The sequence below is a fragment of the Fusobacterium sp. genome (assembly GCF_032477075.1).
Taxonomy (GTDB): domain Bacteria; phylum Fusobacteriota; class Fusobacteriia; order Fusobacteriales; family Fusobacteriaceae; genus Fusobacterium_A.
Genome location: NZ_JAWDXO010000006.1, coordinates 17,616 through 43,912 on the forward strand (window position 1 = coordinate 17,616; position 26,297 = coordinate 43,912).

Below are 26,297 nucleotides of genomic sequence, written 5' to 3' on the forward strand. Positions count from 1 at the left end.
AATATTGTATTATGCTAAGGAGGAAGTTAGTATGCTTTTACTAAATTTCATAAGGTTAGTTTCATCTTTCCATTCTAAAAAATTCCCTAATCCAGATATCATTACAAAGCTTGGTATACTTGGCATCCGAATTGCTCAAGAATATTCTTCAAGATTTGATGTTATAGATATAGAAAAGTGTATTTATCTTTCTAAATTTCAAACATCTGATACAGAAAAAGAAGACAGGCATCTTTTAACACTCTTGCCTAAAAAAAGTCCTCTATTATCACAGATGGAGTATTATGATAATGATTCATATTCATATTCAGATATAAATTATCTTTTTAAAGGTTGTTTAAAAAATGGTATAGAAATTACTATAAAAGCTGTTAATGAAAATGCTAAAAAAAGTTTTACCAAAAAAGTAAATTCATTAGAAAAAGAATTGAAATTTTTTTCATGGTTTTACCCTAAATTCAATAAAAAATATAAAACTGTTGAAATAATAGAAAATTTAAAAAAAGTAACTGAACAAAAGCTTAATCTTAACAATGAAATAAAAAGTACAGAACTTTTGAAAGATTATCTTGTTCAATATAGTGATTATAAAGGTTTTGGAAGATTAAAATTTCCATCTATCTATGCTTATCTTACATCAGATACTATGTTAGTAAGCAAATATACATATGGAACATATTTCTACCAAATGCTTGAAAATAGAAGACTTAGCTATAAAGATATTTTAGAAGTAATTAAAATACAGCTTTTCTTCATTTTGAAAATAGGTACATTTCATAATAATCTTCATTTAGGAAATATTATTCTTGGGAGTGATGGTTCTATATATTTTCAAGACTGCAATGTTCTTTCTTCAATAAATGATGAAACAAAATTAAATCTCTTTAAACTTCTTTCTTCTGTTTCTAAGTATGATTATTCAGAAATACCTAATATTTTAAATAATATGTCTAATATCAAAATTGAAGCAGAAAAAATGAATTTAGTATCAGTGGAAGTCAACAATATATTTAAAAATTCAAAAGGAAGTTATCTTCAAAAAGACAGTATTGTAAAAAATATAATGTATTCTTTTAAATCTGGAATAAATAATGGAATGACTTTCAACAATGAAATATATCCAGTTATTAAATCCCTTATTTACTTAGAAAATATGGCACTTAAAGTCAAACCAAAAACTTATTTTGCTGAAGATATTTCAAAAATTCTAACTGAAATTTCTCTTTATCAATAATATGAAATTAATTGACTTAATCTTTATTCTATATTAAAATATTAAAAGACTACGAACTTAGGAGGATTGATAAATGAAAAAAATATTATTACTACTAACTCTGGTTTTCACTTTGGTTTCTTGTGGAAAGAGCAGCAAAGATGAGAATACATTATATCTTTATGGGTGGGCTGATTATATCCCAAAAGAAACTTATCAGGCATTTGAAAAAGAAACTGGTATAAAAGTCATTGAAGATATCTATTCTTCTAATGAAGAAATGTTTACAAAATTAAAAGCAGGTGGAACCGGATATGATATTGTACTTCCATCAGCTGACTATACTGAAATTATGATGAAAGAAAAAATGATAGATAAGCTTGATAAAAGTAAATTATCTACATTCAAAAATATAGATCCTTTGGTTCTTGAAAAACTTCAATATTTTGATAAAAACAATGATTATGAGGTTCCTTATGTAATGGGAGCTACTATTATTGCAGTTAATACTGATTATGTTAAAGATTATCCAAGAGATTACTCTATTTATAATAGAAGTGATCTTAAAGGAAGAATGACTCTTTTAGATGATATGAGAGAAGTTATGACCTCAGCTCTTGCTATGAATGGAAAAGATCAAACTACATCTAATGAAAAAGATATCGCTGATGCTGCTGAATTGGTGAAAGGATGGAAAAAAAATATAGCTAAATTTGATGCTGAATCTTTTGGAAAAGGATTTGCTAATGGAGATTTCTGGGTAGTTCAAGGATACCCTGATAATATTTTTAGAGAACTTGATGTAAATGAAAGAAAAAAAGTTGATTTCATCATTCCTGAAAAAGGTGGAACTGCATATGTAGATTCATTTGTTATTCTTAGCAATGCTCCTCATAAAGAAAATGCTTATAAGTTTATTGAGTTCATTCATAGACCTGAAATATATGCTCAATTAGCTGATATATTAGAAACACCTTCTATTAACATACCTGCTAGAGAATTAATGGAGGTAGAACCTCTATTTCAAATAGAAGATTTAAAAAATACTCAAGTGTTGAGAGATATTCATGATACTCTTGACCTACAAAATAAATACTGGCAAGAAATACTGATTGCTGATTAACAAATACCTTTGGAGGCATAAATGAAATTTTCTATAAAAAGAGAGGAATTGATTTCAATACTTTCTGAATATACAAATATATTAAAAGAAAACCCTATCAAACCTATTGTTTCAGGATTGCAAATAAAAGCTGAAAGTAATATCATCACTTTTGTAGGAACTAATCTTGAAGTAGATCATATAAGAAAAATTGAAGCTGAAGTTAAAGTAGATGGAAGTGTAGTTTTAAAACCATTTCTTCTTCTTGAGTATATAAAACTTTTAGATGAAGAATATATTGAATTTATTTTAAATAATGGATTTATTACAGTACATCAAGCAGAATTTTCAATACTTGAAGAAGGAACTTTTCCACTCATTACAGAGACTACACCTATAAAACTAATTTCTATAGGTGGTGGAGAGTTTGTTAAACTTCTTGAAAAATCTAAATTTGCTGCTTCTTTAACAAATGATAATATTCAAATAAACTGTGTAAGAGCTCTCTTCAAATTAAGTGAAATCAATCTTGTATCTACAGACTCTTATAGACTTTTATACTTAAAATCTGAAAAAAACTGTCATGTAGAAAAAGAAATTTCAATTCCTATGGATACAATAAATATTATTTGCAAACTTTTAAAAGATTCTGAAAAAGAAGCAACAATTGGATTTAGTGGAGAAAATATCATTCTTACTTGGGAAAATGCTTATTTTTCAAGTAAAACGATAGCATTACCTTTCCCTGACTTCAAGGGTATACTTGCTAATAATTCTTTCAGTAAAGTTATGGAATTTAATAGAGATGAATTAAAAAGTGCTTTAAAAAGAGTTATAACAGTGGCTAAGACAAGTATAGATGCTAAATTTGGTGCTATATTTGACTTTAAAGGAAAAGTTCTTTTAATCAATGCTTTCTCTGGAAAAGCTAAAATTAACCAAAAAGTTAATATGATAAAAGAAGGAGACGATTTTAAGTCTTCATTAAACTGTAAATTTCTTGCTGAATATATAGATAATATTTCAGATAATCCTGTTATAAAAGGAAGCAGTGCTTCTTCTATGTTTGAAATAACTGAAATTGGGAAAGATGATTACAAATACATTTTGATGCCACTAGCACTTAGAGATTAATAATTATTAAATAAATATTCAAAAAGAATGAAGTACATCTAGGCTTCATTCTTTTTTATTGAAAAATATTCTATATTTTTTACTTTTTGATTACTTTGAATATTTCTATATATTTCCATATAAAATAAATATATTTCTAAAATAAGTCAACAAGATTATTTTATTTATGATATAATTAACTATAAAATTTATCAGGGGGGTTTTATGAAAAAACTTATTTCAATTTTAATTGGAGCAGTGTTAATTTTTGCTGTCATAGGCTGTGGAAATAAAAAAGCTATGACAATTGGAGAATTTGAAAGTAAAATGGGAAAAAATGGTTATGAAGTGATAGATATTACTTCTCAATATCCTTCTAAAGCAATTAAAAATGTAATAATTGCCAGAAAAGACAACTACCAAATAGAATTTTTTGTTGTTGAAAATGTAGATGTTGCAGTTAGTTCTTATAACCTAAATAAAGAGACTTTTGAAAAATCAAAAGGTAACAAAACTGTTGAAACTAAAAAAACTATGGGAAATACTTCAAGATATACTTTAAAAGCTAATTCTAAGTATAAAGTTATTTCAAGAATAGAAAATACATTTATTTTTATTAATGCTCCTCAAGAAAAAAGTGAAGAGATTGATACAGTATTAAAAGAATTAAACTATTAGATTCTAAAATAAGAAGAGAATGATTTGCTCATTCTCTTTTTATTATTCATATATTCTTTTACCAAATTCATATGCTCTTAAAAGATGTCCTGTTTCTTTAATTTTAGGCTTCCCATTGGTACTTCCACATCCTCCTGCCAACACCATGCCCTTATCTTTAAATCCTATATAATTGACTAAAGTAAACTGATAATAAGAAACTGCTTGTTCAAATGTCCAAAATAAATTATCTGCTGAGGTCATAAGCAATGCACAGTCTTTTACAGGATATTTTTCATATCTTCCTAATGGAGGGTTAGTATCCTCTTCTGCAATACAATAAAAACGTTCAATAAATGCTTTTATTTTTGCAGAAATTGTCCAGAAAAAAAGTGGAGAAGCAAAAACCAGCAAATCACAGTTTTTTATATCGGGAATCAGTTCATTGAAATCATCTTTCTGTATACATGGTTTCCCATAACGACAGGCATTACACCCTATACATCCATTTATTGTTTTATTTCCTAAAAAAACTTTTTTCACATGATGTCCAGCTTCTCTAGCACCTTTTATAAAAGAATCTGCTAATTGTTCAGTGTTTCCATTTTTTCTTCCGCTTCCAACAATTACCAATATATTTTTCATAAAATCCTCCCTTGCTAAAATTTTAAATTTCTATTTTTTATACCATGCAAGAGCTTTTTTCTCTAAATTTTTTACAAATAAATCTTTACCATCACAGTAAACTTCTATATCTTTTGGATATTTTTGTGCCAATTCATATTTCAGTTCTCCATATGCTGCTGCATCTTCTGAATGTTCTCTCAAATAATCTCTTACTGCAAGATGTCTCTCAATATTTTCTCTGTCAGTGATTTGAAATATATGAATATGATGAGTTCTCTTTTCTCCACCTTTTCTAAAAAATCTTCTTTTAGATATTCCATACTCTCCCATTGGCTCATATCCCAGCTCAATAAATTTATCATTATACTGATCTATATTATTTATATCCTTTACCACTGGCATTATATCTATTACTGGTTTTGCTTTCAATCCTTTTACAGAAGTACTTCCTATATGATATATTTCTATAAGTTCATCTTGAAATATTTTTTTTATTTGTTCAGCTTCCCCAAGATATAGGCAAACCCATTCAGGATTGTGCTCTTTTACTTCTACCAACATATCTACCCCTTTTATTTTATAATTTAAATTCTATAAATTCTGTAATTATCTCAAATTTATCCAGCATTTCTCTATCTTCTAAAAGTTTTTCTATTAAATATTTATAATTCTCTATCTGTTCTTCGTCAGTATCTCCAGTTTTATAATCTACTATATAGACTGTTCCTTTTGAGTCATTTACTGGCATTTTTACCATTAGTCTGTCTATCCTATATGTTTTTTCATCTGTGAATATTTCATATTCAGGAAAAATGAAATCCCATTTATCAGAAAAGATTTTTTTACTTTTATTTAAAATATATTCTATAACCTCATCTGACAGCAATTCTTTTATAATTTTCTCTCCTATGGATGAAGCAAATTTTGAAAAAGTAAGTTCTTTTGCTAAAGCTATTTCTTCCTCAGTTCCATGTATTATATTTTCTAAAAAGAAATGTACAGTTGTTCCTCTCATTCTTTTCATTTCATTTCCAAGGGCATGAGAATATATTTTTTCTCTTTCTTTTTCCATACTTTCTTCTGCATCAGGATATTCAGCTTCTGGAGTTGATAAATCAACTGTAAATTCTCTTTTTTTCCCTTCAGCTGTTTTCTTATCATTCTTACTAAATACAATATCACTGTCTTCTATAGCATTTTCACTAAGAAATAATGCTTCTGAAAAAAGATTTTCTTTATCATTTTCAACTGCTATATACAAATTATTTTTAGGTCTTGTAAGAGCTACATAGAGATTATTTATCTCTTCATGTTTTTCTTTGATTTCTATATCATTGAGATAATCATATTCTTTTCCTAAAGATTTTATAATTTTTTTAAACTTGTCATGAGTTATTAGAAAACTTTCAGGTTTATTATAGTCTTTATCCATTTTTAGAAAGAATTTTACATTTCCTCGTGAACTCCCTCTTGATGAAGGGTTATAGTAATAAAATAAAGTATCAAATTCTAAACCCTTTGATTTATGAATAGTCATAATATTTACACTGTTATCATCTTCTAATACCATTTTTTTAAATTTATCACTATTTTTTTTATCTTCAAATTCAACAATAAATTCCTCAAAATATTTATAATTTTTTATTATTTTATAAAAAGAATAAATATTTGAAATATCACTTTTACTATTAAATTTTCCGCCTATTCCTACTTTTTTCAATATGCTGTAAGTCAGAAAACTTGTTTCTCCATTATTTTCTATGTATTCTTTTCTTATAACTTTCACTATTTCCAATACTCTAAGTTCAGTTTCTTTTAATGCTATTTCTATCTCTTCCATATTAAGATACTTTTCTATATCTTCTCTATTTTTTATCATGTATTTTAGAGTTTTTACTCCTATATTTATCAAATCTGACCTAAAAAAATCTAAGAGTGAAAGATAATCATCTTTTACAAGATAGTTTATCAAAGAAAAAAGACCATTTATCCCTCTATACTCTACTATATTAGAATTTGAATCTATAACATAGGGAATATTTGCTTCTGATAATTTCTCAGCTATCATATCCAATTCTTTATTAGTTCTCCCCAATATTCCTATTCCTTTATAATCCTTGTTAAAGTTCTCTTTTATCTTTTTTATTATCTGATCTATCACAGTAACTTCTTCAGTTGCTTTTTTTCTCAATACTTCTATATGACCAGCTATATCATCTGATTTAGATTTTACTTCATAAAAACTCCATAATTCTTCTTCAAATTCTCCATTCTCTGACATTTTAGATATATTTGAAAATATCATATTTGTAAAACTTACTATATTTTTTTCACTTCTAAAACAAGTAAAAAGTTTTTCTTCTTTTCCATCAATTATTTTTTCAAGATTTTCAAATAGCTTTTTTTCTCCCCCACGCCATCCGTAAATGCTTTGTTTTTCATCTCCAACACAGATTACATTATTTGTTTGATCAATTATATCTTTCAATATTCTCCATTGAAGTATACTTGTATCTTGAAATTCATCTATAAATATAGTATCTATTTTTCCATCTAAAATTTCAAAGAATTCACCTGTTACTCCATTTTCATTTATAAAGTTCAACTCTTTATCCCTTATATATTTAAAAGTATAACTGCTGATATCTGAATGCGTAAACCTTTTTTCTTTAAATTTTATATCATCATAAACTTCATAAATTCTATTTAAAATATAAAGGAGCTTTTCTTCATAAGGAATAACACTCTTATTATACATAGTCTTAGCAAGGTTATCTTTCAATTCTCCATATATATTTTTCATATTCTCTAGTTCATAATCTATATCCCCTTTTTTAGATTTTACTTTTACTCCATTCCATATTTCTTTTTCCAGAATATCTCCATTTTTTTCAAGAATAAAAGCTTCTTTTTCATTTTCATCTTTACATAAGAGATATTTTTTCAATGAAGTTTTAAACAGCTCTTCTAAAGATTTATCTTTTATTTTAGATATGTTTTCCAGTATTTCTACTATTCTGTCCATATGTCTATAATTGCTTTCTGATGTTAGTGCTTCTCTTTTTTCTCTCAGTTTTTCTCCTAAGACAATAACTTTCCATCTTTCATTTAAAAGATTTTTTATAAGTGTAAGATAATTTTCCATATTCTTTTCTGAATTATCTTCCAAGAATCCTTTAAAAGCTCCGAAATCTTCCTTATTATCAAATATCTTCTGAAATGTTTTAATTAACATCTTTCTATTTTCATCATCATCAATTATTTCATATGAATATATTTTCAAATATGGTGCTATAGCCTTTTTAAATATTAAATTGGTAAAAGCATCTATTGTATATACTTTCAATTTATCTCTATTTTGGATTAAGTCCTGATATACAGCAGATATTTTTTGATGATCAAATTCCATATCTGGATATATTTTCTTTAAATTTTCCTTTATACTTTCTCCATCTTCCGCATTTTCAGACAGTTCTTTTAAAAATTTAAGTATTCTTTCTTTTATTTCAGCTGTTGCTTTTTTAGTAAAAGTCATTACAAGTATATCTTTAAAATCTGTTCCTCTGCATAATGCCCCTACATATTCCAAAGAGAGACGATAAGTTTTTCCTGTTCCAGCACTTGCTTTTAAAACCAGTCTGTTTTTCACTATTATCTTCCCCTTCCACATATTTTTATATATTCACAGCTATTACATACACTTACCTTTTCAGCAAAAGAGTATTTATCGCTCTTTAAAAAGTCTATTATATCTTCTTTTAATCCTTCTTTTGTAAGTTTTATTTCTTCATGTACTTCTATATTTCCCTTCCATACATTAAAAATATATTTTTGAGCCTTTTTTTCATCTTCATATAAAATTATACTATAATAATCTAGCTGTTCTTTATTAGCTCCACCAGTTTTATAATCTACAATTTCATTTCCAATTTCACTTTCTATTACTAAATCAGCTACTCCTCTGAGAAATATCTGAATATCTCCATCTATAAATGGTTTTGTTTCATATACTCCCTTTTCTCCTTGAAATCTTTTTATTTTAATATTTTGATATTTTGTTTCTATATAACTAAAGAACTTCTCTATATTAGCTGTAATTATTGGAATCATTATTTCACTGCAGTAATTATCCATATGTACTGGTATTTTAGCTCTGCTGTATGAGAAATGTTTATTTAATATTTCCTCTATATAAGTTCTGTCAATTTTAAAGTTTCCCTTTGAAATTACTTCCTTCCACATTCCTTTTACTATTTCTTCTAATACCTTATGAACAAGAATTCCAAAAAATCTGCTGCTTATATCACTTTCTTCTGGAGAACACAGATATTCCAAGTTATTCATCTTTTGAAAATAGAATTTTAATCTGCATTGTTTTAAATTACTGTAGTCATATGCACCCATACTTAATTTTCCATCTTTGAAATCTTCATTATCTTTTGGAAAACTTTCTATTTCAAACTCTGGATATCCTTTTTCCTTTTCAAATACAGCATTCTTGAGAGCTTCTATACTTCCATTAAGATCAACAGGTGCCTTTCTTATTTCTAAATCATATTTTATAGAAAGTTCATCTAAAAATGGAGATATATCTATTCCCTTATCTTCATTTTTTTTAGTAAAAATAACAGCATTAATGTTACTGAACACAGCTTGGAAAAATCTATATTTTTTTATTTCTCTTTTTTCCTCTCTGCTTACCATTCCCATATCTTTTCTCTGTTTTTCAGTAAATATGAGATTATCACCTATATTTCCAGGCAAAATATCCCCAGTAATATCCATAAAGAAATTAGTTTCTCCAAACATTTTTTTCTCTTTATACAATGACCTGCTTTCTCTAGCAAATCTGGCAGCCTCTATATTTTTAACAATTGCTCTTTCAGAATCTACCTTTTCATTTGAAGATATAACTATATCTTTCATATATTGAATAACAAGTCTGAACAGAGAACTTCCAAGATTTCCTTCAAAATATGTATTAAAACTATTATGGATACTCATATTTTCATTACTTTTCATTATTCCGAATATTTCAAAAAATTTCTCAAAAACATTTCCATATTCTTGCTCTATAAATTTTTCTAAATTTATCTGCTTTTTAAAATATTCATATATATCATCTACACCTTTTAACTCTATTATGCTGTTCAGATCAAAAAATATATTCTCCATTTTATTTTTAAATTCATTATTATTTGAAAATATCCATTCAGCTTCTGATGTATCTAATATTTTAGAGGAAATATATTTATAATCTTCTCTCATAAAATTATTAAGTGTAATTATATCTTCTGCTCCTAATGAATAATATTCCTTAAATACTCTATCATCAAATGCTTTTTTAATAGCTGATATTAAATAAACTCTTCCAAGTTTTTCTTCCATGTTCATAAGAATATTCAGCTGTATATTTAAAAATTTATATAATTTTGTATCATTCATTGTTACTGCCTGAGATTTTCCAAAATATCTTGGGAAAACATTATGATAAGTATTATTCTCTGGAACAGGTGAATACATATCTCCACTTTTTCCCTTTCCCTGAAATAAGTAAATCAGGCTCATACTCTCTTCTAATTCATCTTTAGACTTATATACATATATTTTATTTGGAGAAATTTCTGGTAAAGTTATCTTTTCTATTTTAAGTTTATTTTCATCAAAATCTCCATTTTCTAACTGAAGTATTATTTCTATCTCTTTTTCTTCCAATAATTTATTTATAACTTTTTTATATATTTCTGGATACTCTATTACATCTACAAAAATTATTTTCTTATATTTTTTAAACCATTTCATTTGAAAATATCTCATATCTTCAAGCCAGTCATTTGGAATATAGTTATGTTTCTCACATAAAATATCAAATGATTCTTTTATTCTGCCAAAATAATAAAAATATTTTTCCTGCCAGTTATGTATATTATCTATTTTTTCTATATCATTTATATTCATTTCTCTATAATATGCAAAAAAATTATTTGCGAAATCTATTATATCATAATAGGATTTTATATTAAGTTCATCTTTTATATCCTGTGGTATAGACTTATAAAAAGCTAAGATTCTCTTAGCCTCTTTTAATACTATTTTATCAGAAATAAATATTCTTTCTCTAAGTTCATCCATAGTCTTAAATTCTGGTTGTTTTGAAAAAATATCTTTTTTCATTTTTTTCACAAATACAGACTTCATTCTGTTATCAGAAAAAAGGTACAGATTACTCTCTACCTTATCTTCTTTTTTCCAATATTCTTCTGCAAAACTATTCCCATATCCAATATATCTAAAATTTATTTTTTTTTCTATCAAAACTGCCTCCATTCATTAAACACTTAAATATCTCCATCTTCCTTTTTTAAATGTTCTATAGCATGCTATACTCCTGAATCCTAGATCTATTGACATTACCACCCAGGCTCCCAACAATCCTGTATCCAATTTATATAAAAATAAGTATGTAAGTGGTATTCTTATTAAATACATTCCTAAACTTGTAATAAGGAGAACTGCTTTAGTATCTCCTGCTCCTCTCAAACATCCGCTCAATACCATTGATACTGCAAGAAATGGCTGACATATTGACACCAACCTTAAAGCTCCTGTTGCCATTTCTCTAATAGCTGGTTCTTTTGTAAACATAGCTATTATTGTTCCTGGAAGTATAAAAAATGTCAATCCAAAAGCAGACATTGCACAAAGAGCCAATAGGGTTGTTGCTTTTGCGTCTCTTTCGGCATTTTTAGGTGAATGTTTTCCTAACTGCTGTCCTACCAATGCTGTTCCAGCCACTGAAAATCCAAATCCCATATTAAATGAAAATGATTCAGCTGTAAGAGCTATCTTATGTGAAGTATATGCCATAGTTCCCAAAGATATTACCATCATTTCAAATACAAGCATACCTATTCTGAATATTCCTTGCTCTATTGCTGCTGGTATTCCTACTTTTAATATTCTTTTTATCATGCTACCATCATATTTTAATGCACTGAATGGTATAGATACCCAAAACTTATCTGTAAATAATGTGAGCACTAAATAAATAACTGTTACTATTCCTCTTGCTATTGTAGTAGCTATTCCAGCTCCAAGTACCCCCATTCCAAGTGTAAAAATAAAAATATAATTTAATATAACATTAGAAATAACACTTATAAGATTTGCTATCATAGGGATTGTAGACTTGCTTGTTGATCTATAAGCTGCTGCAAATACTACATTAAAACATAAAAATGGCAATCCCATAATTACTGCTCTATAATATTCTGTAGTTCTTACTAAATCCATATCATCTGCTCTTCCTACAAGATTAAGTATATTATCTCCAAAAGTCAATAAGAGTCCTGCTATAATAACAGAAAATGGTACAGAAAGAATTATACTCTGTGCCATTGAATTTTTTCCTTCTTTTTTATTGTCTGATCCAAAAGCTCTGCTGACTATTGCTGTTGTTCCAATACTTATCGCGAAAAACACCGGGATAACTGCCTGTACAGGAGCATTTCCTATTCCTACTGAACTTATTGCTACTGGCCCCAATTTTCCAACCATTATCATATCAAAAAATCCTAACAATGTTTGAACAAATAAATCAGCTATTGCAGGAAGGGCTATTGCCATAATTGCTGCAAATACTTTTTTATTTCTTCTCCACTCTCTTTTTATATCCATTATTACTCCCCCCATGTATATTCTCTACCTTAATTATAGTACATTTCCTATTTTTTTTCACCTTTTTAATTTATTTTTTTAATTATAGATTTTAAGATTGTTTTAAATATAATAAAAATAAAATTGTATACTAAATATTCTTTATTCAAATGTTTTTATAGATTTTATTTTATAAAAAAAGACTGTTAAGACAGTCTAGATTTTTAAGTTTTTTGTTATGAAAAATTCAATATTTTTTATTTTTAGTATAATCTTTCTTTTTTATAATATGTCTATTTTCTTTCTCAATACTAAAGTTGTTAAAAAAGTCATCAAATCTGAAAATGGCAAAGCCAACCATATTCCATTTTCTTCTAAAAATTTAGGAAGAATAAAAAGTCCCATCAATACAAATATTGTACTTCTCAATACTGATAATATATTAGCAGCTTTTGCTCTATCTTTAGATTGAAGAAAGGATATATTTATAAAGTTAGCTCCTACGAAAATTACTGCACTTGCATATAGCCTTAATCCGTGTCCTGCTGCTTTTATAAGTTCAGGGTCATCATTAAATAATCTTATGAGACTGTCTCCAAAAAAGTTTACCCAAATAAGTATCACAATGGCTATCCCAAATGATATTTTATGTCCTATTTTATATGTATCTTCAACTCTATCTAATTTGTTTTCTCCATAATTATAACTTACTATTGGCTGTATCCCTTGCCCCATTCCATTGTACAGCATTCTAAATATATAAAATACATATCCAACTATACAGAAAGCTGAGACACCCATTTCTCCACTATATTTCATAAATGATATATTAAATAGAATTGTTATGAGTGCCACTGTAAATTCCATTATAAATGATGGAAACCCTATAGCTGCTATCTTTTTCATTATATCCATTTTTATTCGATTTTCAAATGAAAACTTAAATCTTGAACCAGGCTTCATAAAATATCTCACAAGAAAAAGCATTGAAAACAACTGCCCTATTCCAGTAGCAGTTGCTGCTCCAAATATTCCAAAACCAAACTTCATTATAAAAAGCCAATCTAAAAATATATTTGTAACAGCTCCTATTATCATTGAAATAAAAGCATAAGCTGGTGCTTTATCATTTCTCACTACAGCATTAAGACTGTTAGATATCATCAAAAATCCCAGTGCTGCAGTACATGGATACATATAGGCTTTCACCATTGGAAGAAGATTGTCATTTGCTCCCATGAGTCTTATTATTCTCTCGTTGAAAAATATAACCATAAGAAGAATAAGAAGATATGCTGTCACATTCAACACTATTATATATGAAAAACATCTGTTACAAAATTCTTTATCTTTTGAATTTAACGAAATAAGGGTAGCTCCCCCTATTCCAAACATCAGACTCAAGGCAGCTCCAAAATTTACTATTGGATATCCCAAATTCAAAGCAGCAAGTCCTTCTGCTCCTACTCCACGACCTACAAATATTCCATCTACAATAGAGTACATAGCTGTTACTATCATACCTGTTACTGCTGGAATAGAAAAATTCAAAAACAGTTTCCATACTGAATCTTTTCCCAAGCTAATACTTTTAGACATTTTCTTCTCCTCATATATTTTTTACAAAAAATTCAAATCCCTCTAATTTACATAGAGGGAAATTCAGATTTAATTTAATCCAATCATGTGACAATAAGGTTACAATTGCATTAATAATATCAAGTTGTTCTGTCTAAATAATTTTTAGCTTATTTCTATATAAAAACACTAAACTATTTTACAGTTTCTTATGTACTTTTAATAAATAATTTGATTATTTTTTTTCAAATATCAATTTTTCATTATCTTTAGTAAGTAATATGATACTATCTTTTTTAACTTCTATCCTGTCAGCTTCATTTAAAAGTTTGATATATCCACTTTCAGCCTGCATTCTATTTTCTGGTCCAGCCATCATAGTAGAAGCAACATTAAGTACTTCTATACTATCTCCGTCTATTTTAGCTCCTCCAAAATATCTGTTAACACCAGAGAATCCGTATATTCTATCTCCTTCAAAAGCAATAGTTATATTTGCATCTTTGTATATGTTAGTCAACAGAAATTCTTGTTTCTCTATACTTTTTATATCATTTTTTCCAGCTCCTATACTAGAACAACCAACTAGAAGTGCTCCTGCTGCTAAAAAAGTTACTATTTTTTTATACATTATTTCTACCTCCATTAAAGACTTTTAATACACTCTATCATTTTTTATACATTAAATCAAACAGTTTTTAAAACAACTTGAAAATATAATTTTTTCATTTCAAATATCTTCATTATGTAAGTTTTGTTAACATATTTTTAATTATTAATTTCCAATAAATACTGAAAATATGCTATTTTTTTCTATCAAGTATCTTATTTCTTACTTCTTGATCATCTTTTCCATTTCCAAGTCTAAACTCTTCAAATAATTCATCATCATCATCTACATAAACAGTAGCTTCTACCATATCACCATTTTTTATCTTCAATTTCTCAAAATCCTTAATATCTCTTATAACATATTCATCTTCCAGCCTTGATGTAAATACTACAAGATCTCCTTTTAACTTTTTTGCTATTTTAGCAAACTCTTTTATTACCTCATTCATTACTTCTTTGCTTACTTCATAAGTCATTTTCTTACCTCTTCTTTCTCTAATTCTTTCTATAAGTTATATTATTTTATTTTCTTAAAAATTGGCTGCATTCCTTCAAAAGAAGTAATATACTTTTTACCTATACTCTCCAAAAAGTCATATACTAGCTTAAAATCCATAATTAGATATTCTTTTATATGGGCATCAGACCCTATTGTAAGTATTTCTCCACCAAGCTCATAATATCTTTTTACTATATCTGTACAAGGATAAAATCTATCTTCTTTATATCTAAATCCAGAAGTATTAATTTCTATTCCTTTTCCTTTTTCTATCAATTTTTTAAGAATTGCATCAATTCTGTCAAAATTTTCTTTATAGTTTAATCCTCTATATTTAGGTCCCCCATACCTTGTAACAAAGTCAAGATGCCCATAAACATTAAACTTATTATAAAGTTCTACATTTTTTAATACATTATCAAAATAAAGTGCCTGTACTTCCTCTTTAGTTTTTCCTTCCTGTATTTCACCAAAAGCAAGGTCTATTCTATTAATAGCATGACTGGAATTTATTACAAAATCAAAAGGATGGCTGCTTACAACTCCTTCTAAATACTCCCTTGTATGAGTTTGAACTCCCACCTCTACTCCAAGTTTTACATCTATACTTTTTCTATATTTTTCTTTTAATTCCAATACTCTCTTCACATATTTATCTACTTTCAGAACCCATATGTCAGTCATTCCTTCTATATCATATTCCAGATGGTCAGTAATGGATATTTCCTGCAAACCTAAAGAAATAGCTTTTTGAATAATTTCTTCCATATCTTGAGTTGAATCTCCTGAAAATTCACTATGTACATGATAGTCGTTTATAATCATAATCTTTACCTCAGTCATTCATTATTTTATATGAGTATTCTACCATACTTTTAAAATTTATGACAGTATTCTTACAATCATTTTTTTGTATTCAATTATAAAACAATAAAAACTTTTAAGTGCTTTTAAAAGTCATTTTTTTTATAAAAAATCCTTATACAGTAATAGAAATTTCCTTTACGTTCTATTTGTTTAAAATAAAATAACATTTTTTTATGAAAAATATGAATTTTTATTTCAAAGTGTATGCTATTACAATTTTTAAACATTCATTATTGACAAAGTACAAACTGTAGGGTAATATTTTAATGTAAACGGTTACATATAATAAAAACAAGTGGTGATAATATGAATATGAAAGACATCGCAGCTCATCTTGGAATTTCAGTAGCCACTGTTTCCAGAGCTATTAATGGGAGTGAAAATATCAATCCTGAAACTAAAGAAAGAATTTTAGCATTTGTAGAGAAGAAGGGATATACTCCAAATGTTATTGCGAGAAATCTCTCTAAAATGGAAAATAATACTATTGCTCTTTTAGTACCTAATATCAGCAATCCATTTTTTGCATCACTTATTAATAATATATGTGCAAATTTTGCTAAAAGTGATTATCAGATAGCTCTTTACAATACATCTGAAAATATTGAATTGGAAAAAAAAGCTATAAAAAATATAATAGGACAGAGAATAGCTGGAGTTATTGCCATTCTAATTAATGGTAAATATGAAGAAAACCCTCTTCTCCCTCTTATTAATTACAATATTCCTGTTTTTCTTTTAGACAGAGATATCAGAGATTACACTCTTCCTGGAGTATTTCTCGATAATTATACTGGAGCATATAAAGTAGTTACAGAATTATTAAATAAAGGACATAGAGATACAGCCATCATCACTGGAGATTTATCATCTCTCAATGGTGAAGAGAGACTAAAAGGATATATAAAGGCTCACGAAGATATGAATATTCCATATTCTAAAGCAAATATTTATGAAGGAAATTTCCTTTTTGAAAGTGGATATGAAGCTGGTAATAAAATCTTAAACACTTCAGCTACAGCAGTATTTTCTTCTAACAACCTTATGCTTTTAGGATTTTTAAAAGCTATGAAAGCTGTTGATAAAAAAATACAATTATCATGCTTTGAAGAAATAGAATATCTTGAAGTACTTGGAATAGATATTATTTCCTGTAAAATACCTCTTGATATAATAGGAGAAAAGATGTATTCTCTTTTCTTCACAGATAAAAATAAAAGAAAAAAAACATATATAGAACCTATTTTGATAAAAAATAGAAAGGAGTTTTAATGAAAAAAGTTGTAGTTGCAGGGAGTATAAACATGGACTTGGTAACTGTTTGTGAAAGAGCTCCAAAGGGAGGAGAAACTCTTTTTGGAAAAGAATTCTTTCAGGTGCCTGGAGGAAAGGGAGCTAATCAGGCTGTTGCTATTGGTAAACTTGGGACAAAAGTTACAATGCTTGGAAAGATAGGAAATGATTCATTTGGAAAAGATCTTATATCATCAATGAACAACAGTGGAGTTGATACTAATTATATAGAAACTTCTGCTTCATCTACTGGTATAGCTAAAATAATAGTTGAAGAAAATGGACAAAATAGAATACTTGTTGTATCTGGTGCAAACATGGATGTAGACAGGGCATATATAGACAGACATATAGATATTATAAATCATGCTGATATTCTTGTTACACAACTTGAGATACCTATGGACACAGTAGAATATGTATTAAAGAAAGCAAAGGAAGCTGGAAAAACAACTATATTAAATCCTGCTCCAGCTACTATACTGAATGAGGCAATCATAAAAAACAGTGATATAATCATTCCTAATGAAAGTGAACTAGGTATTATAACCAATATGCCTACAAATACTTTAGAAGAGATAGAAGCTGCTGCACATAAACTTTTAAATATGGGTGTAAAAGAACTTATAGTCACTCTTGGAAGTCAAGGTTCTCTTCATCTAAATAAAAAAGATTCTATGCTGCATAGTGCATACAAAGTAAAAGCTGTAGATACTACTGCTGCTGGTGACAGTTTTATAGGAGGACTTGTAAGAAATATTCAAGCTGATAATTTAGATGAAGCTATTGAATTTGCTACAAAAGTTTCTGCCATAACTGTAACAAGAAAAGGAGCTCAAATATCTATACCAACTATTGAAGAAGTAGAAAATTTTAAAGGAGAAAAAAATGAAAAAAAGCAGACTGTTAAATAGTCAACTATCTTATGAAGTTGCAAAAATCGGACATACAGCTCATATTACTCTTTGTGATGCTGGACTTCCTATTCCCCAAAATGTCAAAAGAATAGATTTAGCTGTAGAAGCTGGTCTTCCGGGATTTATCAGTGTATTAGATCCTGTACTTAGTGAAATGCAGGTAGAGGAAATCATTCTTGCTGAAGAGATAAAGGAAAAAAATATGCCTATGTACGAAGCTATTATGAAATCTTTTAAAGAAGCAGGTATGAATCCTAAAGTTGTTTTTGTTCCTCATGAGGAGTTTAAAAAAATCACTCATAACAGCGAGGCTATTGTAAGAACTGGAGAATGTTCTCCATATGCAAATATAATATTGAAATCAGGAGTAGTATTTTAGGGAGAGGGTATGGAAAAAGAAATAGTTTTAAAAATGTCTGAAATTGTCAAAACTTTCCCAGGTGTAAAAGCCCTTAATGGAGCCCATTTAAATATATATCATGGGAGAGTAATGGCTCTTTTAGGAGAAAATGGAGCTGGTAAATCTACTCTTATCAAAATTATGACTGGTATATATCAAATGGATAGTGGGAAGATTTATCTGGGAAATGAAAAAGTAAATTTTAAAAATATAACAGATTCGCAGGAAAGAGGAATTGCTGTTATTCATCAGGAATTAAATTTAATTCCCGAATTAAGTATAACAGAAAATATTTTTCTAGGCAGAGAAATCACAAATAGTTTTAGAAAAATAGATTCTAACCTTATGGATAGGGAAGCAAGATTTCTGCTTGATAAATTAAATGTCGCTGAAAGTGAAAAAACATTAATTAAAAATCTTACTATTGGAAAAATGCAAATGGTGGAAATAGCAAAAGCTTTATCTCAAAATGCTAAAATAATAGTGATGGATGAGCCTACAGATGCTCTTACTGACAGTGAAACTGAAAGTCTTTTTGAAGTAATCAGAGAACTTACAAAAGAAAAGAAAAGCATAGTATATATCTCTCACAGATTAAAAGAGATTCCAGAAATATGTGATGATATTACAATAATGAGAGATGGAAAATTTATATGTGAAAAAGAAGTAAAAGATATTGATGAAGAATTTATTATTAGAAATATGGTAGGAAGATCTCTTGATGAACAATTTCCCAGAGTAAGTGTAAAAAAAGGAAGGGAAGTTCTGAAAGTAAAGAATCTTAAAAACGACTATATAGATGATATCTCATTTACTCTCCATGAAAGCGAAATATTAGGAATATCTGGCCTTATGGGAGCTGGAAGAAGTGAACTTGTAAAAACTATCTATGGTCATTTGAAAAAACATTCAGGGCAGGTATTGCTTGATGGTTCTGAAAAAAATATAAAGTCAGCTCAAGATGGTATTTCTAATGGAATAGCCTATGTATCAGAAGACAGAAAGGGTGATGGTCTTGTTCTCGGATTAAGTGTCAAAGAAAATATGACTATATCATCTTTAAAATTCTTTTCAACTTTCTTTAAAATTAATAAAAAAAATGAAAAAAACAGTGTAGAAGAATATGTAGATAAATTTAGTATCAAAACTCCAACTATTGATCAGAAAATTAAAAATCTGAGTGGTGGAAATCAGCAAAAAGTAGCTATTGCTAAAGCTTTACTAACTAATCCTAAGATACTTATATTAGATGAACCTACAAGAGGAGTAGATGTAGGAGCTAAAAAAGAGATATATGATTTCATTAATGAATTAAAGAAAAAAGGATTAAGCATCATCATTGTTTCCTCTGAAATGCCTGAAATTCTTGGACTTAGTGATAGAATATTAGTTATTCATAATCATAGAATAACTGGTGAATTCGCAGGAGAAGAGGCAACACAGGAAAAAATAATGAGATGTGCAGTAGGAGGAAATAATGTTTAAAAAACTTTGGAGTAATAAACCATTGATTGGCCTTGTTATATTTTCTATAATAGTGGCTATTCTAAATCCTAGATTTTTGTCTATGGCAAATATCTTGAATGTACTAAGACAAACTTCTATAAATTCAATAATTGCTATAGGGATGACTTTTGTTATTCTTACTGGTGGAATTGATCTTTCTGTAGGTTCTATTCTTGCCTTTTGCGGTGCAGTTATGGCTTATCTTTTAAATACTGGATTAAATCCTTTAATTGCCCTTATAATAACTCTTGTTTTAGGAATGATTTTTGGTTTTTTCAATGGATTTCTGGTTTCAGTAATGAAATTACAGGCTTTTATCGTTACACTGGTAACAATGACTTTTTTGAGAGGTGCTACTCTGGTATTTACCAATGGAAAACCTATTACTGTTCGTGATGGAGGTATGCTTTTTGAAAATATTGGTGATGGATATATCTTCAATATTCCAGTTCCCATATATTTAATGATTCTTTTATTTATCGGAGGTCATTATATCCTCTCTCATACAAAATTTGGTAGATACACATATGCAATAGGTGGAAATGAAGAAGCTACAAAACTTTCTGGTATAAATGTAGATAAAATAAAAATATGGGTATATGGTACTTGTGGAGTTCTTGCTGCTCTTGCAGGAGTAATAACTACTTCAAGACTTTTCTCTGCTCAGCCTACAGCAGGTACAGGATATGAACTTGATGCAATAGCTGCTGTTGTTTTAGGAGGAACATCTCTTTCTGGAGGGGTTGGAAAAGTTACTGGAACAGCTCTTGGAGCCATTATAATTGGTGTTTTAGGAAATGCTTTAAATCTGCTTGATGTTTCTTCTTATTATCAAATGATGATTAAAGCTCTTGTTATCTTAATTGCAGTATTAATAGACAAAAAGTCTAACAAATAAATAAGGAGTGGTGTAAATGAAAAAATTTCTAAAAGTTTTTGGAGTAGCAGCTTTACTTGTTGCTGTTTCATCAGCAGCTTCTGCAGCTGGAGAAAAAATAGGTCTTGTTGTTTCTACACAAAACAATCCTTTTTTCGTAACATTAAAAGAGGGAGCTGTACAAAAAGCTAATGAATTAGGATATGAACTTATAGTTCTTGACTCACAAAATGATCCTTCTAAAGAATTAGGAAATGTAGAAGATCTTTTAGTGAAAGGGGTAAATGTTCTTCTTATCAACCCTACTGATTCAGATGCTGTTGTAAGTTCTGTAAGGGCTGCCAATAGAAGTAAAGTTCCAGTTGTAACTCTTGATAGAGCTGCCAATGGTGGAAAAGTAGTTTCTCATGTTGCTTCTGATAATGTTCTAGGTGGGGAAGTTGCTGGTGACTATATTATTGAAAAATTAGGTGGAAAGGGTAAAGTGGTTGAATTAGAAGGTATTCCTGGAACTACTGCTGCTAGAGATAGAGGAGAAGGATTTAACAAAGCTATTGCTGGTAAACTTGATGTTGTAGCTAAACAGGCTGCTGATTTTGACAGAACTAAAGGTCTTACAGTTATGGAAAATATTCTTCAGGCTCAACCTGAAATCAATGCTGTATTTGCTCACAATGATGAAATGGCATTAGGTGCTTTAAAAGCTATTGAATCTTCTGGAAGAAAAAATATAATAGTTGTTGGATTTGATGCTACAGATGATGCTGTTGCTGCTGTAAAAGATGGAAAATTATCTGCTACTGTTGCCCAAAAACCTGCTGAAATAGGAGCTATTGGAATAGAAGTTGCTGATAAAATAATCAAAAAAGAAACTGTTCAGGAAAATGTTCCTGTTGCTTTAGAATTAATAAAATAAATGATAGACTAATATTTTAATCAATACTTAACAATTTTTAAAAGTCTCTTAACATTACGATTATTTCGGAATAATAAGAGGCTTTTTTTATAAAAATTTTCTTGTTTTTTTTCTTAAAAGTTATATAATTGTATATATGTATTTTTGAGAGAAATATATATTAAATATATAGCAATCATTTAATTCTTATTTTAAAAAATCTTATTGATTATTCTTCTTCTTTGTTATAAAATCTTTGTGTTAAAATTATAATTTCCAAAGGAGAAAGATATTTATGAAAATTTTACCAATCTGTCTATTGTTTGTTTCTAACATTTTTATGTCATTGCATGGTATGGACATTTAAAAAATACCAAAAGTGCTTTGATATTTGCAATAGCTTCAAGCTGGGGAATAGCATTTTTTGAATACTGTTTTTCTATTCCTGCTAACAGAATAGGGTCTCAATACTTTACTGTAGCTCAATTAAAAATCATACAGGAAGTAATTACCCTCATAGTATTTTCAGGATTTTCAATATTATATTTAAAACAAGAATTTAAATTAAATTATATCTATGCATTTTTCTGCATGATAGGAGCTGTATATTTTATGTTTAAGAAATAAAATGTAACATAAGGGGTGGCTTCAATGAAAACTATTTTCGATAAAACTAATCTTGCAAATCTTGATTTAAAAAATAGACTTTTTAGAAGTGCTGTTTGGGAGAATCTTGCTGATAATGATCATATGACAAAAGAGCTCTTTGATCTTTATGAAAATCTTGCTAAAGGAGGGGTAGGCAATATAATTACCAGTTTCTCATCAGTACTGAAAGATGATCTTCCTGCTCCTAATATGCTTTGTATCTATGATGATTCTTTTATAGATGATTACACTCAGCTTACTGAAAAAGTCCATTCATATGGAGCGAATGTTTTCCTTCAAATTGTTGCTGGAGGATCACAGGGAAGAAACAACATAAACTCTGGTAAAATTATTTATGGACCTAGTACACATAAAAATCCTATTACTGGTATAGAAGCTGTAGAAATGACACAGGAAGATATATGTAATTTAGTAGAAAAATTTAAAAATGCAGCTGTGAGAGCAAAAAATAGCGGTTTTGATGGTATACAGATACATGCTGCTCATGGATACCTTTTAAGCCAATTCTTAAATCCTTTCTACAATAAAAGAGAAGATGAATATGGCGGAGATGTAGATGGACGAGCTAGAATACTGATTGATGTATATCTTTCTATAAGAGAAGCTGTTGGAGATGATTTCATTGTTGGGATAAAAATAAATTGTGATGATTTTGAAGATGAAGGGCTGAACTTTGGTGAAAGTTCTTGGGTTTGCGAAAGGCTTGCTATGATGGGGCTTGACTTTATTGAAGTAAGTGGTGCTAATCCTTCAAGAACTATTTCTTTCCCTTCAGAGGAAAGCTATTTCAAAATATTTGCTAATACAATAGCTGAAAATACTCAAATTCCTACTATATTAGTAGGAGGAAACAGAAGCATAGAAGGAATGGAGGAGATTCTTAACAATTCTTCAATAGAATATTTTTCATTAGCCAGACCTTTTATTGCTGAACCTGATTTAGTAAAAAGATGGGAAGAGGGAGATACTCGAAAATCAAAGTGTATTTCCTGCAACAAATGTCGTGTTCCTAGTAAAAAAATAGAGTGTATTTTTAACAGATAACTATTCTTATTTAACTTACAAATATATATTAAATAGACTTATACTAAATATATTCAAGTATTTTTTAAATATAATATTTTCATTAACTTTACTTACTATAATTATATTGTGTTTTTTAATATATAGAAAAAGACATCTGAAGTACTTCAGATGTCTTTTTTATACTTTAAAATAAATCTTAGGAAGCTAATTTTTTATAAGATCAAATAATTTTTCTGCAGCTTTTTTAGGACCATCTTTTTCATTTCCTTTTATTCCTAATTGAGTTCTTATCTGACCTACTTTCACGCCTTTTTTAAACATATCTTCAAAGAATTTATCTATGAGTATATCTGTTTTTGCTATATTCTGTACAGGTCCAAATGGATTAGCGAAATATGAATCTACCAAACCTTTTTCACTTGTTGTTCCTTTAGCCATTCTTTTTCCAGCTTTGAATACAGGTATAGCTTCTTCTGCTGAATTAAAAAATTCTAATTCTTCTCCCTCTTCATAATTGTTGGCATAGAGAAACATATCTATAGGATAGCCTTTCATAATATCATTATATGAAGCTATTGGTATAATTATTCTTGAATTTATTTTATCCGGATTCATAAAAATACTTCTGTCTATTTCTTTATAAGCATACCCAGTATCTAAATCATCCAGTCTTATAAAAGCTCCTATTTCTGTTCCATATGCTTTAGGACTGGCAGTTTCATTCAATACAAATGTTCCCATATCATCAAATATAACTTTCATATCTTTTACATATTTTTCACTGAGAGTTCTAAAGGCTTCCAGACTCTCTGATTTTCCAGCTCCACTATCTCCCATAATGGCAATATTGAATGTTTTCCCATTTTTCATAACAATATTTACCATAGCTCCATGTATTGGAAGTTTTCCCTTTTCTATCATTCTTATATTATGAAGTGTCAATATCATTTTTTTCATGTATCCAAAATAGTCTATATCCTCATTATAATTTGCATATCCTATCATCATATTATTTTCTTTGTCATTATAAAATACAGTCTTCATTTCATTTTCAAAATCTTTTACGCCATATATATATAATATATCTGGTCTTCTATTCATATATTCTTCTTCTCTGGCTAATTCAAAAAGATTACACAGAGCTATTCCCTGTGACATAAAATATCTGTTGAAATATATGAAAGCCAGAGAATCTCCAACTTTAGCTGGATAACAAAACCAATTATCAGTATTTATGCATATATCTTTAAATGGATTTTCTTTTACTTCCTGAAATATTCCTGTTCTTGTATTTCTCTTTGGGTAAGTTATAAATGGAGGCTGCAATATAATAGTTTCTATAAAAGGTATTTTTTCTAAAAATGAATATTCAGAAGGACAGCTTCTTTTAGTATCATTTAATATTATTCCTGCATTTATTCCTGCACTCAATTGTCTGTATACTCTGTGTTTATATCCCATCACCGCTTCTTCTATTTGTCTATATGTACTTAATATCAAATTTTTAAAATTATTTATAGCTTCAATAAAGTTGACATTTTGTAGACCTTCTCCTCTTTTTGTATTTCTTACTACTGCATATCTTTCAAATTTTCTCCAAAAGGTATACAGTCTTTCTATAAATTCAACTAATACATCTCTGTTTTCTAAAAGCCTGGCATATTTTTCATCCAATGTATTTATTTCATCAGCTTCTAAAACCATAAGAAGTTTAAAAAATTTTGTCATTACTTCTGCTAAATCATCTTCTGTATTACATCTTTCTTTTATGTATATATATACTGGAACTTCTTTTCTTTCTAATTTTTCTAAAAATGCTTTTATAATTCTTTTAAATCCGTCACTATCCAACAAAGACTCTGCATTATTACAATATTTTATTGTAAAATTTACAGTTATACTGTTTCTATTGATAGTTGCTTCCTGTCTCATTTTTCCCCTCCTAAAATATCTTCTTTCAATTTATTCATAGGTATAAATTATCATCTTTTTCAAAGTATGTCAATATATTTTTGCAAAATATTTTTTATTTTTTAAAAAAATGATAATTTATTTTTATAATTAAAAAATAAAAGGAAATTAACTTTATTTATAGTAACATATGATATATGATATTTTTATAATTGTTAAAAATGGAGGTTTTTTTATGGGATTTTTTAAAGAATTTAAAGAGTTTGCAGTACGTGGAAATGTGCTTGATATGGCAGTTGGAGTAATCATAGGAGGAGCTTTTGGTAAAATAGTTTCAAGTATGGTTAATGATATCCTCATGCCTTTAATTGGTATAATAACTGGAAGGATAGATATTTCCTCTCTTGCTTTGACAATTCCTTCTCCTGTTAGTAATACAGAACCTGTTATGCTTAAATATGGAATGTTTTTGCAGAATACTCTTGACTTTCTAATAATTGTTTTTTGTATATTTATTTTTATCAAATTTATAAATAATTTTAAAAAGAAAAAAGAAGAAGCTCCAGCAGCAGCTCCTGCTCCTTCAGCAGAAGAAGTTTTACTTACTGAAATAAGAGATCTGCTAAAAAATAAATAAACCCTTCAGAATAAAATGCAGATATTTTTGAGAGAATTGATTATGAAAAAAGTAAAAATTGCAGTTTTAAAAACTACACTTGATAAAGAGCTTGCTTCAGAGTATGAAACTGAAGAACTGACAGTTTCTCCAATGTTAAAAGCTGATCAGATTTTTTATGCAGATTATTCAAAACCAGATAAATTTTATAATAAAGCATAAAAAGTTATTTATCAATATGCTTTTCCTGCAGCTTGTAATAC

At 28.2% G+C, this 26,297-nt stretch carries 24 protein-coding genes; 14 read left to right on the forward strand and 10 right to left on the reverse strand.

Features of this window, described 5'->3' with window-relative positions:
* The first annotated feature begins 31 nt into the window (after positions 1-31).
* The 4 genes from E6771_RS04215 (at position 32) to E6771_RS04230 (ending at position 4,106) form a co-directional block, all read left to right on the forward strand.
* Complete coding sequence (locus E6771_RS04215; RefSeq protein ID WP_316089876.1) at positions 32-1,234, forward strand: AarF/UbiB family protein; 1,203 nt, start codon at positions 32-34, stop codon at positions 1,232-1,234.
* Positions 1,235-1,307: 73 nt separating this feature from the next.
* Positions 1,308-2,336 (forward strand): extracellular solute-binding protein, encoded by a 1,029-nt coding sequence (locus E6771_RS04220; RefSeq protein ID WP_316089877.1) that lies wholly within the window; start codon positions 1,308-1,310, stop codon positions 2,334-2,336.
* Between the two features lie 21 nt (positions 2,337-2,357).
* Entirely contained in the window at positions 2,358-3,449 is a 1,092-nt protein-coding gene (locus E6771_RS04225; protein WP_316089879.1) for a DNA polymerase III subunit beta, read from the forward strand.
* A 204-nt stretch (positions 3,450-3,653) separates the two neighbouring features.
* On the forward strand, positions 3,654-4,106 hold the full coding sequence (locus E6771_RS04230; protein ID WP_316089880.1) for a hypothetical protein: 453 nt from the start codon (positions 3,654-3,656) through the stop codon (positions 4,104-4,106).
* Positions 4,107-4,148: 42 nt separating this feature from the next.
* Here the strand turns inward: E6771_RS04230 and E6771_RS04235 are convergent, their stop codons facing one another.
* The 9 genes from E6771_RS04235 to E6771_RS04275 form a co-directional block, all read right to left on the reverse strand.
* Positions 4,149-4,730 (reverse strand): flavodoxin family protein, encoded by a 582-nt coding sequence (locus E6771_RS04235; RefSeq protein ID WP_316089881.1) that lies wholly within the window; start codon positions 4,728-4,730, stop codon positions 4,149-4,151.
* A 30-nt stretch (positions 4,731-4,760) separates the two neighbouring features.
* Entirely contained in the window at positions 4,761-5,273 is a 513-nt protein-coding gene (locus E6771_RS04240; protein WP_316089882.1) for a GrpB family protein, read from the reverse strand.
* Positions 5,274-5,289: 16 nt separating this feature from the next.
* Positions 5,290-8,361, reverse strand: a complete 3,072-nt coding sequence (locus tag E6771_RS04245; protein WP_316089883.1) for a UvrD-helicase domain-containing protein — start codon at positions 8,359-8,361, stop codon at positions 5,290-5,292.
* Positions 8,362-8,363: 2 nt separating this feature from the next.
* Entirely contained in the window at positions 8,364-11,027 is a 2,664-nt protein-coding gene (locus E6771_RS04250) for a PD-(D/E)XK nuclease family protein (protein WP_316089884.1), read from the reverse strand.
* A gap of 15 nt (positions 11,028-11,042) precedes the next feature.
* Positions 11,043-12,389 (reverse strand): MATE family efflux transporter, encoded by a 1,347-nt coding sequence (locus E6771_RS04255; RefSeq protein ID WP_316089885.1) that lies wholly within the window; start codon positions 12,387-12,389, stop codon positions 11,043-11,045.
* A gap of 261 nt (positions 12,390-12,650) precedes the next feature.
* Positions 12,651-13,967, reverse strand: a complete 1,317-nt coding sequence (locus E6771_RS04260; protein ID WP_316089886.1) for an MATE family efflux transporter — start codon at positions 13,965-13,967, stop codon at positions 12,651-12,653.
* A gap of 214 nt (positions 13,968-14,181) precedes the next feature.
* Entirely contained in the window at positions 14,182-14,577 is a 396-nt protein-coding gene (locus E6771_RS04265; RefSeq protein ID WP_316089887.1) for an META domain-containing protein, read from the reverse strand.
* 172 nt (positions 14,578-14,749) lie between these two features.
* Positions 14,750-15,034, reverse strand: coding sequence for a hypothetical protein (locus E6771_RS04270; RefSeq protein WP_316089888.1), 285 nt, complete (start codon positions 15,032-15,034; stop codon positions 14,750-14,752).
* A gap of 41 nt (positions 15,035-15,075) precedes the next feature.
* Positions 15,076-15,882, reverse strand: a complete 807-nt coding sequence (locus tag E6771_RS04275) for a histidinol-phosphatase HisJ family protein (RefSeq protein ID WP_316089889.1) — start codon at positions 15,880-15,882, stop codon at positions 15,076-15,078.
* A gap of 354 nt (positions 15,883-16,236) precedes the next feature.
* Between E6771_RS04275 and E6771_RS04280 the strand changes: the two genes are divergently transcribed.
* From E6771_RS04280 to E6771_RS04315, 8 genes are all read left to right on the forward strand, one after another.
* The gene (locus E6771_RS04280; RefSeq protein WP_316089890.1) at positions 16,237-17,196 is read left to right on the forward strand and encodes a LacI family DNA-binding transcriptional regulator; all 960 of its coding nucleotides are present in this window, start codon (positions 16,237-16,239) and stop codon (positions 17,194-17,196) included.
* Entirely contained in the window at positions 17,196-18,131 is a 936-nt protein-coding gene (gene rbsK, locus E6771_RS04285) for a ribokinase (protein WP_316089891.1), read from the forward strand. Before E6771_RS04280 ends, rbsK begins: the two co-directional genes overlap by 1 nt.
* Positions 18,106-18,513, forward strand: coding sequence for a D-ribose pyranase (rbsD, locus tag E6771_RS04290; protein ID WP_316089892.1), 408 nt, complete (start codon positions 18,106-18,108; stop codon positions 18,511-18,513). Before rbsK ends, rbsD begins: the two co-directional genes overlap by 26 nt.
* A gap of 9 nt (positions 18,514-18,522) precedes the next feature.
* Positions 18,523-20,019 carry a ribose ABC transporter ATP-binding protein RbsA gene (rbsA, locus tag E6771_RS04295; RefSeq protein WP_316089893.1) on the forward strand — a complete coding sequence of 499 codons (1,497 nt, stop codon included), beginning with the start codon at positions 18,523-18,525 and terminating at the stop codon, positions 20,017-20,019.
* Complete coding sequence (gene rbsC, locus E6771_RS04300; RefSeq protein ID WP_316089894.1) at positions 20,012-20,938, forward strand: ribose ABC transporter permease; 927 nt, start codon at positions 20,012-20,014, stop codon at positions 20,936-20,938. The genes rbsA and rbsC overlap by 8 nt, the downstream gene beginning before the upstream one ends.
* Positions 20,939-20,954: 16 nt before the next feature.
* Positions 20,955-21,833: a ribose ABC transporter substrate-binding protein RbsB gene (gene rbsB / locus E6771_RS04305; protein WP_316089895.1), complete on the forward strand. Its 879-nt coding sequence runs from the start codon at positions 20,955-20,957 to the stop codon at positions 21,831-21,833.
* Between the two features lie 363 nt (positions 21,834-22,196).
* Positions 22,197-22,439: a DMT family protein gene (locus tag E6771_RS04310; RefSeq protein WP_316089896.1), complete on the forward strand. Its 243-nt coding sequence runs from the start codon at positions 22,197-22,199 to the stop codon at positions 22,437-22,439.
* 24 nt (positions 22,440-22,463) lie between these two features.
* On the forward strand, positions 22,464-23,525 hold the full coding sequence (locus E6771_RS04315) for an NADH:flavin oxidoreductase (protein WP_316089897.1): 1,062 nt from the start codon (positions 22,464-22,466) through the stop codon (positions 23,523-23,525).
* A 186-nt stretch (positions 23,526-23,711) separates the two neighbouring features.
* Here E6771_RS04315 and E6771_RS04320 read toward each other — a convergent pair whose 3' ends face one another.
* Positions 23,712-25,439, reverse strand: a complete 1,728-nt coding sequence (locus E6771_RS04320) for a phosphoenolpyruvate carboxykinase (RefSeq protein WP_316089898.1) — start codon at positions 25,437-25,439, stop codon at positions 23,712-23,714.
* A 214-nt stretch (positions 25,440-25,653) separates the two neighbouring features.
* Here E6771_RS04320 and mscL point away from each other — a divergent pair, with 214 nt between their 5' ends.
* Together mscL and E6771_RS04330 are read left to right on the forward strand one after the other, a co-directional pair.
* Positions 25,654-26,055 carry a large-conductance mechanosensitive channel protein MscL gene (gene mscL, locus E6771_RS04325; protein WP_316089899.1) on the forward strand — a complete coding sequence of 134 codons (402 nt, stop codon included), beginning with the start codon at positions 25,654-25,656 and terminating at the stop codon, positions 26,053-26,055.
* Positions 26,056-26,070: 15 nt separating this feature from the next.
* Positions 26,071-26,256 carry a hypothetical protein gene (locus E6771_RS04330; protein WP_316089900.1) on the forward strand — a complete coding sequence of 62 codons (186 nt, stop codon included), beginning with the start codon at positions 26,071-26,073 and terminating at the stop codon, positions 26,254-26,256.
* Positions 26,257-26,297: the final 41 nt, after the last annotated feature.